Genomic DNA, 13,869 nt, shown 5'->3' with positions numbered 1-13,869 from the left:
TTACTTATGTCCAATGCTGATTCCCAGCCGCCGCCGCTCCGCCGGACTGAGCAATGCCTCCTGCTGGCGCCGGATTTTCCGCTCCCAATCACTAATCGGCTCCATCCGGAAGTGATGCACCAAGACTTCTGGTCTCACGGCATAAACAATACTCTTGACTGCCGGCACCCGGAATGGCCGCTGTTCGTCAATACGTAGTCGATGCGCCAGTCGTTCTGCCGCTCCATTAATGATCCCGGCTCCCTGTTTTTGCTTGTGCTGTACATATTCCCCTGATAACGAACAACTTACGTGCAAGCCTCTGATATACCTCTGGTAGTGCCCCAGTTTTTTCAATACCGCCAGGATATATTCCACGCCCTCGACCTCATTCTTTAATTGCTGATTGGTATTCATTAGATGTCCTGTGTCCAACATAAATCCAATATTAGGATGTTTTACCCCATGAATCAGTTTGGCCACTTTTTTTTTATCCAGTAACCTCAAACCCGGCCACCAGTGATTTACAAACAACAGTGCTATATTGTCCGGAATAGTAGGTGCCAGTTCATTGATGACTTCAATAGCAGCACTGAGGACTTCGTCGTCAGTGCTGCTAAACTGCCAGGTGTAAATTTCCCAGGGCTTAACCTCGCTGATAGGAAAGACGACATAGTTGGCTCCTGCTGCCCGGGCCGTGTCGATCTGCTGCCGACAGCGTTCCAGCCATTCGTCCCGTGTTAAACCGCCATAGGAAGCTTTGATTTCCGCTTCACTACCGAACTGGGCCAGTAATGCTTGCCGATCCTGTCGCCAAAAATCCAGCCAGGAATCTCCCCAAGAGAGATAAGCGCCTTGAACCCATTGTGATGGCAATACCTTGGAACCATAAGGACTGTTAATGTACATTTCTATGCCAGCGAGATGGCGACGCACAAGTAAGGGTTCCAACCAGTCCAAATCCCCATGGCCGAATTCCTGGCCGCTAGTGCAGTCAGACAGGCTAATTAATTGTCGCATAGGATTCTTCTCCTTTCGCCATACTTGTCAGACAGTATTATGTGCTGATTCATGTGGCTCCCTCAATCTAAATTTACTGAGCACGAATTTACCTTTTCGTTTTTGCCAACAAGGTTAACTTATATTCCCCGATAACCTGACCATCATCAAGTTGCAGCGGCGCTTCAATCCCAGCTACATACTGTCCATCAGCGCTGATCGCAGCAGCAATACATGGACCACCGCTAGTAGCGGCCAAATCAACCAAGTTTGTTTCCGGAACTGTGATAATATATATGCCATGCACTGACGGGTCTTTAGAGCGAACATTTCGGCCTACCGCTAGTGCTGCCAGCTTACTGTTGACAGCCATTTCCTCAATCGTGCCGCCAAATTTATAGCTATTCACCAACTTGCCTTGTAAGTCAAACACAAACAAACTATTGGAATTAGGATTTTCCACCGGGGTTGGCAGTTGCCAATTGGCCCGATTATAGGTATTGCCTGTTGTAAACACGGCATATTCACCCATAGTTCGGGCGGTACTACCAGTAGCATTTATTGAGACACCACCAATTTTTTGCGGTTGACTAATATAGCGCTTCCATAATTCTTTTCCCTGGCCGACATCTAATAAAAAGCAGCGCCCGTCGCTGGCCATACAGGCAGCATACCTCCCGTCTGGAGTAACATCAGGGCTTGTGCGCATCGTAACATTCTGATAAGGCGGCACTATATCTATATAATTACTCCATAATATGGTCTTTAGCTTGCCGTCCAGACAATAGACATTGCGGTCATATTGGTATTTCGCCACATCATAATTAGCGGTACAGAAGGCAACCTTTTCACTAGTTGCATCTACACTAAGCCAGCTGATATTGGCGTCCATATTGTGGTCGCTAGGAAACATTCCCACCCTTTCTCCTGCAGGCGTAAATTTATAAATACGAGTAATGTACTCGTTACGACCATCAGAATGTCTGATATACCGCTGACCAACAGTATAAATCATACCAGACGGATCTGTCCGAATGACGACCATACCAGGATAGGTTTTTTCCTTAATATTGACACCAAGTTCATTGACAGTGGTTTGCCGCCATAGCTCACTACCATCCTTAACACTCAGACTAAATAACCAGCCCTGTTGGCTGGTTTCGCCAACAAGTACCGACTGCCCATCTTGCGAAAATTCCAGCGCCGCCAGCTTGCCTAAACCCATGTTTTTACGCCAGACAAGACTTCCCTTGGTAGTATAGAGCAGTACTTCTCCGGTTTCCGAACCAACTGCCAAAAAGTTGCTGTCAGGCGAAAAACGAACAAAGCCTTTATTAAAACCCATCCGCTGGTAGTTATAGACCTCAATTTGACCTAAAACAGTTTCCAATACTTTGCTATAAGCGCCAGTCTGCGTACCATTAGCTTTGTTGGAAAAGTTGAGTTGGCTGTTAATGCCAAAAATATGGGTAGCTAATAATCCCAGAGTACAAATAAATAAGAGGGTAATCCCAGTTTTAATCAGCTTTTGCATATCTTTCACAGCCACACTTTCATCAAATCATATAAACCCCGCCAGGACGGCACATATAACAGACCGTTAAACTGCAGCGCATCCATGCCTTTTAAAAGTACAAGAGCACATAAGACCAGCAGCATACCATGGCAGAAAAAACGTTCATAATGTGACCATACCGGTAGTGCCACCTGGGGTGTTTCCCGGCCAAATCCTCGGCTTTCGACAGACGAAGCTAAGGTTGCTGCCCGGCGCAGGGTCCGTGCCAAAATAGGAAACAGAGTTTGAAAAGCTGTTTGAATAAGCCGCCAGGGTGATAGTGATCTAAAGGGATTAAATCCTCTGAGGCGTTGAGCTGTTAGCACAACCCCGGTCTCTTGAAAGATGACTGGTAAAAACCTGAGCCCGGTTATCAGCATAAAGCACAATTCACAAGGCAGCTTCCAGGACAGCAAACTCCGCAGCAATTGCCGCGGATCAGAAGTCCAGTTAATCAGCAAACCCAAACTTAGCATCGTGCCTGAACGCAGCGCCTGCACAGCGCCGTATTCCAACCCTTCGCGGTATATGTATACCCCACCAGTCACTGCGCCAATACCTGGTATAGTCGGCGCAAGCAGGCAAGCAATAACAGTTCGTGGCTCTCTGGTATAAAATAGCGCCTGACTTGTCATCGAGCCCCAAATACCAAGCAAGATAAAAACCATAAGTATACGCCATCTGCCAGCAGATGACTGGGCAATAACATGCAGGCTCAGAGCCAAACAAAATAGCAGAAATAGCGAACGTGGGCTGTCGACAATCAGCACCACCGCTGCCAACAGGATTAATAATACCATTTTAGTACGGACATCAATCTTATGAAGCAGGGTTTTCCCCGGTGTAGCTTCCCATACCTGTCTGTCGTACATACCCTACCACCTCCTCTACGGTAAGTGCTGTGCCACCATATAAGGCCTGGGCGGTAAGCAGCACTGCCGGCGGTTTGAGTCCGCTGGTGTCAAGCATAATCTGGTCCTGAAAAACAGCAGCAGGCACATCATCTGCCACGATTTTTCCCTGCCGCATAACAACAATGCGATCAGCAAACCGAGCGGCCACCTCAGTATCATGGGTACAAAAAACAATACTGCCACCTTGTCTTGTATATTCTTTGAGCAATAAAACAATATCTTCAATATGACCAATATCCTGGCCGGTTGTCGGTTCATCCAACAGCAGCACCGCCGGCTTACAGGATAGTACAGCGGCAATAGCTACGCGAAGCCGCTGGCCCCGGCTTAAAGACAACGGAAACTCCTCTAGCAAATCACTTAGTCCCAACGTATCGACCAATAATTGGCAATACCCTGTCCAGTCACTGCCTTCCCCTTGGTGCTGTTGCAGACTAAACACAATTTCCTCCCGGACGGTGCTGTTAAACAGCATAAAATCCGGGTTTTGTAAAACCATGCCAACTTCTGGAGAAATGTTGGTAAGTTCTTGACCCATTATTGTTATTGCCCCTGTGACCGGTCTGATTAAACCGCCCATTAAGTGCAACAAGGTTGATTTACCAGCGCCATTACTTCCCATAAGTGCAATAAATTGTCCAGAAAACACAGTAAAATCGACATCTCGAATCACTAATTTCGCGGGATTATCATAATAAAAGGATAACCCCTTGGCCGTAACAGCTGGCAACTTTGGCAGTAGCTCCTTGGGTCTGACTGGAGCTACCAGCTCATAGTGAGGAACAGCATAGCTTTGGCGAATGGCTGCCACAGCATCACTGACCTTAGCGGAACACGCCGCAAGTCCTAGCTGATGACAGATAGTAACAGGCTGCGGCAACCGAAGTCCATAGGCTGCGAACAGTTCCTGACGGCCATAGGCTTCCTTACAGTCGCCCTGCCAAATAAGCTCGCCGGCATCCATAATGGCTACCTTGTGACATAAGGGCAATACCTCATGCAGCCGGTGCTCGACCAGGATAATGGTAATTCCCAGCCTAGCATTCAGTTCTTTTAAAACTGACAATAATTCCACCGCTCCCTGCGGATCAAGCTGGCTAATGGGTTCATCAAGCGCCAGTACCTGTGGTCTAGCGGCCAATACAGCCGCTACAGCCAAGCGTTGTTTTTGTCCGCCTGACAGAGCATGGACGCTAGCTTCAGCCTTAGCTAACAGGCCTACCAACTGCAGCGTCTCTTTGACCTGAGGCTCAATTTGGGCTGCAGTCATTCCCATATTTTCCAGTACAAAAGCTACTTCATCAAAGACTGTTGTTGAAAAAATCTGATCATCCGGATTTTGAAATACCATACCCACCGTGCGGCTCATCTCGGCTACCGCAAAGTCACGCGTAGACTGGCGATTGACAAAGATTTCGCCGACAATTTTACCGCCACTTTCATGGGGAATCAAACCATTGAGCATCTTCAACAACGTACTTTTACCACAGCCGGTTGCGCCTGTCAGCAATAAGAATTCTCCTGGCGAAACCTGGAGGCTAACATTTTTTACACTGGGAATACTGCGATGCCGATAGGTAAAAGAAACATTGCAAAACTGTACCATACTGTCCATCCTGTCAATCCCCCCCTACTCTGGCTAATCGTTTGCCTAAGGCTGTACCGCAGACAGCGCCAATCGCTGTATAGATAAATCCGTTAAAAATCAAAACTAAAGCAATATACCAGGCAGCATAATACATGCGATACAAAAACGCCATAGCCTGTAACCCTACATAAGTTGAAATCGTATCAGCCACACCGCAGCTAATGGCAAAAAGCGCGATCTTGCTACAGGGTATACTTTCATCTTCCCGTTTTTGTAGCCAGCCATATATTCCGCTACCATAAATCAATAGCTCCAGCAATAGAGCATGCATCCCATAGGTCAACAAACTAATTGGTGAAATTTGTCCAAAAGCCAGCATCCCTAAGAGCATGCGGACAACAGTCATAAGTGCTACTACCCCCGGCCGGGGAATTAATATGACCAACGCCACCACCATCATATAAAGAAATACACCACTAAAGAGACCTGTAACCAAAAATCCGAACGGCCCTAGCAAAATATGGAAAAAGTCATTTAATAAGGTAGACGGTACATTAACTACCGCAAAAGCCGCTGCACCAAATAAGGCGATCGTTACCAGCCAGCGTGTTTTTAACACCTTCAGTACCTGTCGCAAACGTCTAAGGGCTACAACTATACCTGCTACTACCATCAGTGTTGCTATACTGACCACTACCAGTGCCTTATTATCTTTTTTTACAACAGTAAGCGGCACTTCACACACCAGCGGCGGCTTAACTCCATCCTTTAGTTCTGCCTGGAGAATATAATTACCGCCAGTCAAATCACGCTCATCCGCATATACCGGTATCTGCATTCGTTGCCAAGCATCCCCGTTTAGAGCTGTAAAAGCTTCTAAATATTTTTTTTGTCCATCCATTGCACCGCCATTTACATCTTCATTGGTCGAACCTGGAGTAAACAAACCGTTTATCGGTTGATGACTGGCAGCATCTAACAACTGGACAGTAACAACAACCAGCTTCTGTACCCCAGACGGATTTGCAATATCCACTCCCAAATGGGTCACCGGATGAATAGCTTCCACTTCCTGATTAGAAGCGCCTTTACCGATCAATAGATTTTTGTAATAGTCCCATTGCCTGTCACGCAGCACTAAAACATTGCGGCCCATACGGTCATCGTTTTTGCCGTCCTTATCTAAAGGTAGCACAATGCCTGCTATAGTTACTGCCGCAGTAGTATCATTTGTTCCCGCGCCTACGCTAATTGGTATCTGCTGCGCAACTTCTCCTGCTGTAACAGTAGCTGTATAGCTGCCAAGCGGCAATTCTGTTGCCACCTGAAAAGATAACAAGTCATACCACTGACTGTAACCGCCTGCCAGCAAAGCTTGTCTTGTTAGAACATAATGATTTGCTTCCTCTTTTATCTCCCAATTTTCCTGATAACCAACAGGCCTAAACCCTGGCGGCAGGCTAATTGTCAGTTCTACCGCCTTATCGGCTAAGTCACGGTTTTCGATAGTAAACAGCGCTGCTGTTTGGGTACCAGGAGTCACAGAGTCTCTGGCTTTTCCGAGATAATATGGAAATTGGCAGGAAAAAGACAGGCCATCTTGGGCCTGACCGGTAATTGTTAACAATACAAACAGCACCGCCACCAACCCGGTTAGTGCTTTTTTGATAGTCAAATTCTTTCCTCCTTTCCAACGACAAAAATGCATCCCCTGTGTTTACCAGGGAATGCATTTTTATCGTTGCTATATAGTGCCCCCAAAAACCTTGCCAAACGGCCATGATTTTTTGGCATATAACATCATACAATAATCCCTCCCCATACCTCGTGGGTTAAACGGTGACTGTCAGCTAGGCAGTTCTCCTGACTTTGGTTCATCGCTCATCCAAACCTTCCCAGGACTTTTCATCCAGACGGAAAGTCTAACTTTCCCTGGATTGAACGCCTACCTATACCCCCTAAAGGAGTACTGGCGGCTCCTGCCGGCGTCCTAAAGGACTTGGCACAAGCCAAGTCTTATCTTATCCCAGTGGTCTACTCTTGGATTTGCTCCCCATTACAGTGGCGGGACCGTGCCGGTTTTTCACCAGACTTCCCTATTAAGCCCCGTAGGGCACCTAACTCTTTCGTTATTTAGTTTTTACTTATATTCTAGTGCTTTTTGCCTTTAGGATTGTCAAAAAGAAGTATTTGAGAAAATGCCTTAAACTATTAAAACTCCCAACCGTTTAAAGTTGGGAGTTTTAAACAGTAAATGAACCGTTCTTCCCTATTAAGCCCTTACGTCACCTATCTCAAATATATTTAATTTTCTTCTATAAAAAAATTGTGTCTAATTAATAACCGGAATGGCCGGACGCTCTTTGCTTCTTTCGATATAAGCCCCTGCAATAGCATCTTTTACATGTTGTACATAGATATCTTGAATGCCAACATTTTCACCGAGTCCATGAATATAAGTTTCTACCTTGAATCCAGCGGCGATCAACTGCGATTTAAAGGATTCCTTATCGTCACCAGCCATATCGTTGTTTGCATGATCACCTGCAACCAACATAATTGGCATTAAAGTAACTTTTTTAATTTTATTGTCTTTTAATTCCTTAATCACATTTTCAATGGTAGGATAACCCTCTACTGTAAATACAAAAACATTTTTTAAACCCGCATCCTGAATTTTCATTTGAAGGGCTGCATAGGCTGTATTAGAGGGATTTACGCCACCATGACCCATCAGGGCAATTGCTTCACCTTTTCCTAATTTAGGAAATTGAGTTTGCATTGCTTTAATGGCAATCAAATAATCATCCGGTTTTTCCCCCTCTTGTCCCGTATAGTACAGGACCGGGCGACCAACGGAAATTTTATCAAAGGATTTCTTATAATTGTCAACTACATGCATGAGCTTTGCATATTCATCCCCTGCTTCCATATGCAGCGGTTGAATAATAATTTCTTTATAGCCATCAGCTTTCAATTTATCAAGTGCCTGTTTTTCTGTATCGAAGTGCAATCCATCACGATCAGCTAATCGTTTAATAATAATACGAGAGGTAAAAGCGTGGCGAACTTCATAATCGGGGAAAGCAGCTTTAATTTTATCTTCAACCGCTTCTGTTGTAATTTTACGTGTATCTGCAAAAGTAGTGCCAAAACTTACAACCAAAATTGCTTTTTTCCCTGCTGCGGCTTCGGCAGCATAGGTTGTTTGTCCAATAGTAAGGACACCAAAACATACTGTCATCAAGAATAAAGTCATCATAAACCAAATGCTTCTTTTCAAAATTCTTCACTCCTTATTTAGTACAAGTTATTTAGTAGAAATTTACAGAGAACTTAATTCACCTCCCTATTTTCGTGAAATAATAAGTGAACTCGTTTCAGCAGAGCTGAAACATCGGGGGTTCAGGTGGAGAGTCTACTCCATCTGAACTGACGCCGCCTGTAGAGGCGGGAGTCTTGACTCAGCGATTAAGATAAACCTAACTCTTTCGTTATTTGATTTTATTTATATCATAATAGAATTGTAAAAAGTAAGGGCCAAAAATGACCCGCGCAAAAAAGCGCAATGTTCAAAAGGAATGTGGTTAAGAAAAATGGCATTAAATATTAAAACTCTCAACCGGTAAAAGTTGAGAGTTTTAAGCAGTAGAGTAAATACAAAACTCCTGGTGTACAAACCAGGAGTGAATTAGCTCAGAACGCCAAAAGCGCCTACTGTAATCCCCTCCCCATACCTCGTGGGTAACAAACGGTGATTGTCAAATAGGCAGTTCTCCTGACTCCGGATCTTTGCTTGCTTAAACCTTCCCAAGACTATCATCCCAGTGGTATATCTTAAGCTTGCTCCCCGTTACAGTGGCGGGACCGCGCCGGCATTTAACCGGTCTTCCCTATTAAGCCCTTAAGGCACCTATCTCGTACATATTCAGTTTTCTTCGATAAAATTAGCATAACACCGTAGGAAGCGATTGTCAATCCATAATATGCTTTCAATTTGAAACATTAGCAATATGTAAAACCATGGTACACATCCCCCTATTTTTACTTTTACCTGGGTCTGCAATCATTTAGGTCATAATAGAATTAAAAAAATAAGGGCCAAAAATGGCCCGCGCCAACGGCGCAATGTTCGAAAAGAGCGTTTGAGAAAAATGGCATTAAATATTAAAACTCTCAACCAGTAAAAGTTGGAAGTAATAACCAATACGTAGAAGCTAATAGTAACTAAGTCCCTGGATAAGTTCGGCTAAACTTCAGATAGGGTTACCCCCTACCTGAAGCTAAGACTCACTTTATATCATAATAGAATTGTAAAAAGAAAGGGTCAAACTGACCCGCGCCAACGGCGCAATGTTCAAAAGGAGCGTTTGAGAAAAATGGTACTAAATATTAAAACTCTCAACCGGTAAAAGTTGAGAGTAATAAACAGTAAAGCAAATAGAAAACTCCTGGCGTATAAACCAGGAGAAAATTAATCAGCTACGCTTTAAAAGCATTTACTGTAATCCCCTCCCCATACCTCGTGGGTAACAAACGGTGATTGTCAAATAGGCAGTTCTCCTGACTTCGGATCTTGGCTTGCTTAAACCTTCCCAGGAAATACATCCCAGTGGTATATCTTAAGCTCGCTCCCCGTTACAGTGGCGGGACCGCGCCGGCTTTTAACCGGACTTCCCTATTAAGCCTTTAAGGCACCTATCTCATCGATATTTAATTTTTATTACATATATAGAATACCATTTTTAGTAACAGTTGTCAACTCTCAACCAGCTTATAATAAATTCTCTTATTTTCATACATTCGCTTATCGGCCTCCTTAAGTAGGCACTCTGCATCTATCTCACCACTATCTGCAGCACCAACACTAACACTCAGCACTAAATTTGCATACGTTGATTTAGGTTTCCACCACTTGGCATTACGTTGTATCCGCTTGATAATGCTGTGCGCTTGTCCTAAAGTCATGTCTGGCATAACTACGACGATTTCGTCACCACCATAACGAAAAGCCCTGTCAGCGGTACGAATGCTATTTTTTACAACCTGAGCTGCCGCACTGATTAACATATCGCCTGCCACATGCCCATACTGGTCATTGACTGGTTTCAATCCATCAATATCAATCATTACTACTGTAAATGGTATTAGCTGTATTTTGTTTCTTTGACAATAATCAGCAAAAAACCTGTCGAAAGAGTGGCGATTTAAGAGTCCTGTCAATTTGTCATGCTCTGCTAAATAAGTAACTTCTTCATACAACCTGGCGTTCCGGATAGCGATAGCCGTCTGGCTAGCCAGCGTTTCCAACAGTTCCACCCGTTCTAGGGAATCCTCGCCTTGGCTAATCCGTTCCACATATAAAATTCCAAGTAACTCGGTTCGGTAGATAATGGGAACATACCATTTTGTCAGATTATTTTTTTCGTCATCAACCATTACTGTCTGCAGTGTATTACGTAATTTTTCGGCTGCGTTGTGACAGTCTTGTCCGAATATAGACGCATTGCTTTTACTATTTTTTTCATATCCACCCGAGGTATCCTTGTCTTTTTCATGGAGCAAATATATAGTTGCCTGATTCACTACTATGCTCCTTTTTATTATTCTTAAAATGCCCTCTAGCACTTCATCAATACTGAGAGCAGATGTAATTATCTGGGCTGCTTGATACAAAGCAGCCTGCCTTTCCAGAGCCGCACTTAAACTACGGGAAACTACTTCCCGTTCAGTGACATCAATAGTAACCAACACTGTGCCCACGAAATTACCCTGCTCATCAATGACCCGTGAGTACCTATTTTCGATAAATTTACTGCCACGCCCCATAAGGCGATACCACTCATTTTTTTCACCCGTCCGCAGTTGAGTCAGCTTGCCCTCTAAAATTTTGTGCCGATGCCGCGGATAGCAATCCAAAAAATTCTTACCTAACAGTGACCCTACTGGTAATTGGCGCATCTCTTCTGCATAAGAATTACAAAAAACCACTGTATTATATTTATCCAAACAGATAATCCCTAAATTCGCTATATTCTGCATATAACACATAATACCATTGGTGGATAACACCGGCTGCCGCTCTTCTTGGCTAGTTGTCACTGTTATTTCCGTCTTAATTTCAGCAATAATCTCAGTCTTCGCACCAATAAAGGCTTTTACCAATGTTTCATCAAACTGACTACCTGCCAGATGCTCTAATTCAGCCAACGCTTGCTCTCCCTTTTTTAGTTGCTGATAATTTTGAATTGTTGTCATAACATCAAATGCCTCAGCAATATGAATGATTCGCGCTGCTAACGGTATCTCCAGCTTTTGTAATCCTTTTGGGTAGCCGCTACCATCGTAGCGCTCATGATGGCAAAGCACGATCGTAGCAAGTTCGCGTAAATCTTTTGAGCGCAGCAACATTTGGTAGCCGTATACAGAATGACGTTCCATTTCAGCTCTGTCATTCTCGGTGTAAACCCCTTGCTTATATAACACTTTGATTGGTACATTGATTTTACCGATATCATGCAACATTGCCGCCGCCCCAATAGTGGATATTTCATCAGCACTACACCCAATCGCTTTTGCCAGCAAAACAGCATAGTGAGCCACTCTCTCTGAGTGTTGAAATATATGATTGAATTGATGGGATAAAATAGCCAGATAAAGGGTACAGTCCTCTCGCTTTGTCCATGGTGACAAAACCGTTTGTAAATTTTTTTTAGCTTGCGATAGAGTCACAACAAGACACCTCTCCTCATTTACTCAGTTAGGGATACTAGTACTTTCTTGCCGTTAAACAAAAACTCCCAACCTTTGCTAGATCGGGAGCAAGAATACAGTATGGCACATAAAAACTCCTGGCATCAATATACCAGGAGTGAATCACAAAGCCGACGCAGGAATAACCCCAAAACGCCTACTGTAATCCCCTCCCCATACCGCGTGGGTAAAAACGGTGATTGTCAGCTAGGCAGTTCTCCTGGCTTCGGATCATAGCTTGCTTAACCCTTCCCAGAACTAATCGTTCCAGTGGCACATCTTAAGCTTGCTCCCCGTTACAGTGGCGGGACCGCGCCGGCATTTAACCGGACTTCCCTATTAAGCCCCGTAGGGCACCTAACTCATATATATTAAATTTTATAAAATCAGTATAAACTCTTTGAGTCTTGTTTGTCAATCGATGGCAATTTGTATAACTATAAAGACTCGATTTCTTTTAGTCCCCCGAACCTCGCTTCAGATATAAGAAAACCGCTAGCGCGGCCTTTTAATTTAGATAGTTGGTCAATCGAATACAAGGTGAGGGCCTTTTACTTTTGGCATTGCCCCAAAAGTAACAAAAGGTCTAGGCCCCAAGCCTCCAAAAGCTGAAAAGCCAGGCGGTATTCCTAAAATCCGTAAACTCGTTACGCTCAGACAGTACGGATTTTTTTACGGAATACCGCCCGGCTTTTCTCCTGCGGAACGCTTTTTCCGGCAAAGGCCGGGGAGTTGCGGGAGTAAGCGCTAGCGGCAAAACGTCGTATGACGACCACCTGTACCGGGTTTTGTACTTAGCACCCCTTGTTTTATAATGCCTCCGCCACTCCCAAAAATTATAAATTTTGATACATAAAAAAAGATTCGCATAATTTGCGAACCCCCTGATTTTGTTGGGATTATTCGATATATTATATATTGGTCGGAGCGACAGGATTTGAACCTGCGACCCTTAGTCCCCCAGACTAATGCGCTACCAAACTGCGCTACGCCCCGATATTTTATCTGTCAGCCATAGGCAGTTGATACCGTATGTCTGACTGACAAAATTTATTGTACCCAATTTAGCGGGATATGTCAACCCTGAATGCTGCTTTTTTTGGGGAAACCCTGCTTACGCCATTACGGAGCAGGGTTTCCTGGAACTTTTATCCCTAATTCATATGACAACTATATAACGACAGCACCTTGTTGGTCAATTTGCAAGAGGTGATATCTTGCTTGCACTTTGTAGTTACTAAAAGCTTTAACCATAGCCTTCCCGATCATCTCAGTGTTGCCTGCTTCAGTAAAGGCTAACAGGCAGGGACCAGCACCGCTTAGAGCCGCCCCGAGCGCCCCTGTTTGGCGGGCAGCTGCCAAGACTTGCGTCATCCCCGGGATAAGTTTCTCCCGGTATGGTTGGTGCAGTCGATCTTCCAGCGCATGAGACAGTAGCTTTAATTCGCCGGTACACAGTGCACCAATTAAGAGTGCTGTACGGCTGACATTAAATACCGCATCAGCAAACGGCACTGTTTCCGGCAAAACCTTGCGGGCAGCTTTCGTAGATAGGTTAAATTCGGGAATTACTGCGATCATCGAAAATGCTGCTGGTGGTAAAAACCGAAGATATTTAACGCTGGCATTATCCATAATACTAACCGTAATCCCACCAAAAATGGCCGGAGCAACATTATCAGGATGGCCTTCAATGGTTGTCGCCATAGTTAAAAGATCTTCTTTGGTAAAGTGTCTGCCTGTAAGTTCATTGGCACCAACAAGGCCACCAACAATAGCAGCAGCACTGCTGCCGAGACCGCGGGCCAGGGGAATATTATTAAGCATAGTAAGCTTTATACCTTGCTCTTGATGGCCGGTTTTGTTTAGAATCATTCTAATGGCCTTAACAACAACGTTAGACTCGTCAGCGGGAATGAACCCGGCCCCTTCGCCAGTTACCGCCAAAGATATACCGCCCTCGTCATGTAAGGTAAGCTCAAGATCGTTGTATATTGTACATGCAATGCCGACCGCATCAAATCCTGGACCACAATTTGCGGTTGTTCCCGGCACGCGGATTTTTACAGTGTTTACCATAG

8 protein-coding genes, 1 tRNA gene and 4 riboswitches are annotated in these 13,869 nt (G+C 44.5%); all 9 genes read right to left on the bottom strand.

Annotation, left to right across the window (positions count from 1 at the left end):
* Window positions 1-999 (bottom strand): sugar phosphate isomerase/epimerase family protein, encoded by a 999-nt coding sequence (locus ACZ449_RS08115; RefSeq protein ID WP_464260520.1) that lies wholly within the window; start codon window positions 997-999, stop codon window positions 1-3.
* Window positions 1,000-1,087: 88 nt separating this feature from the next.
* Window positions 1,088-2,521 carry a hypothetical protein gene (locus tag ACZ449_RS08110; RefSeq protein WP_464260519.1) on the bottom strand — a complete coding sequence of 478 codons (1,434 nt, stop codon included), beginning with the start codon at window positions 2,519-2,521 and terminating at the stop codon, window positions 1,088-1,090.
* A complete protein-coding gene (locus ACZ449_RS08105) occupies window positions 2,518-3,405 on the bottom strand; it encodes an energy-coupling factor transporter transmembrane component T family protein (RefSeq protein WP_464260518.1) in 888 nt (295 codons plus the stop codon). The genes ACZ449_RS08110 and ACZ449_RS08105 overlap by 4 nt, the downstream gene beginning before the upstream one ends.
* Window positions 3,353-5,062 (bottom strand): ABC transporter ATP-binding protein, encoded by a 1,710-nt coding sequence (locus tag ACZ449_RS08100; RefSeq protein WP_464260517.1) that lies wholly within the window; start codon window positions 5,060-5,062, stop codon window positions 3,353-3,355. The genes ACZ449_RS08105 and ACZ449_RS08100 overlap by 53 nt, the downstream gene beginning before the upstream one ends.
* Before the next feature lie 4 nt (window positions 5,063-5,066).
* Window positions 5,067-6,710: a hypothetical protein gene (locus ACZ449_RS08095; protein ID WP_464260516.1), complete on the bottom strand. Its 1,644-nt coding sequence runs from the start codon at window positions 6,708-6,710 to the stop codon at window positions 5,067-5,069.
* A 161-nt stretch (window positions 6,711-6,871) separates the two neighbouring features.
* Window positions 6,872-7,171, bottom strand: a riboswitch (cobalamin riboswitch).
* 196 nt (window positions 7,172-7,367) lie between these two features.
* Window positions 7,368-8,318, bottom strand: coding sequence for a sirohydrochlorin cobaltochelatase (locus ACZ449_RS08090; RefSeq protein ID WP_464260515.1), 951 nt, complete (start codon window positions 8,316-8,318; stop codon window positions 7,368-7,370).
* Window positions 8,319-8,786: 468 nt separating this feature from the next.
* Window positions 8,787-8,967: riboswitch (cobalamin riboswitch) on the bottom strand.
* A gap of 604 nt (window positions 8,968-9,571) precedes the next feature.
* Window positions 9,572-9,752: riboswitch (cobalamin riboswitch) on the bottom strand.
* Between the two features lie 41 nt (window positions 9,753-9,793).
* On the bottom strand, window positions 9,794-11,767 hold the full coding sequence (locus tag ACZ449_RS08085; protein ID WP_464260514.1) for a diguanylate cyclase: 1,974 nt from the start codon (window positions 11,765-11,767) through the stop codon (window positions 9,794-9,796).
* Between the two features lie 214 nt (window positions 11,768-11,981).
* Window positions 11,982-12,164: riboswitch (cobalamin riboswitch) on the bottom strand.
* 543 nt (window positions 12,165-12,707) lie between these two features.
* Window positions 12,708-12,784 (bottom strand) — tRNA-Pro (locus ACZ449_RS08080).
* Between the two features lie 174 nt (window positions 12,785-12,958).
* Window positions 12,959-13,867, bottom strand: coding sequence for a homoserine kinase (gene thrB, locus ACZ449_RS08075; protein ID WP_464260513.1), 909 nt, complete (start codon window positions 13,865-13,867; stop codon window positions 12,959-12,961).
* Between the last annotated feature and the right edge of the window lie 2 nt (window positions 13,868-13,869).

Source organism: Desulfosporomusa polytropa (assembly GCF_055380075.1).
This window is presented reverse-complemented; position numbering and strand designations above follow the sequence as displayed.

What these genes read in the sequence shown, in the direction of transcription:
- ACZ449_RS08115 (WP_464260520.1), bottom strand. Translation starts at nt 999, where the DNA reads ATGCGACAATTAATTAGCCTGTCTGACTGCACTAGCGGCCAGGAATTC.
- ACZ449_RS08105 (WP_464260518.1), bottom strand. Translation starts at nt 3,405, where the DNA reads ATGTACGACAGACAGGTATGGGAAGCTACACCGGGGAAAACCCTGCTT.
- ACZ449_RS08100 (WP_464260517.1), bottom strand. Translation starts at nt 5,062, where the DNA reads ATGGACAGTATGGTACAGTTTTGCAATGTTTCTTTTACCTATCGGCAT.
- thrB (WP_464260513.1), bottom strand. Translation starts at nt 13,867, where the DNA reads ATGGTAAACACTGTAAAAATCCGCGTGCCGGGAACAACCGCAAATTGT.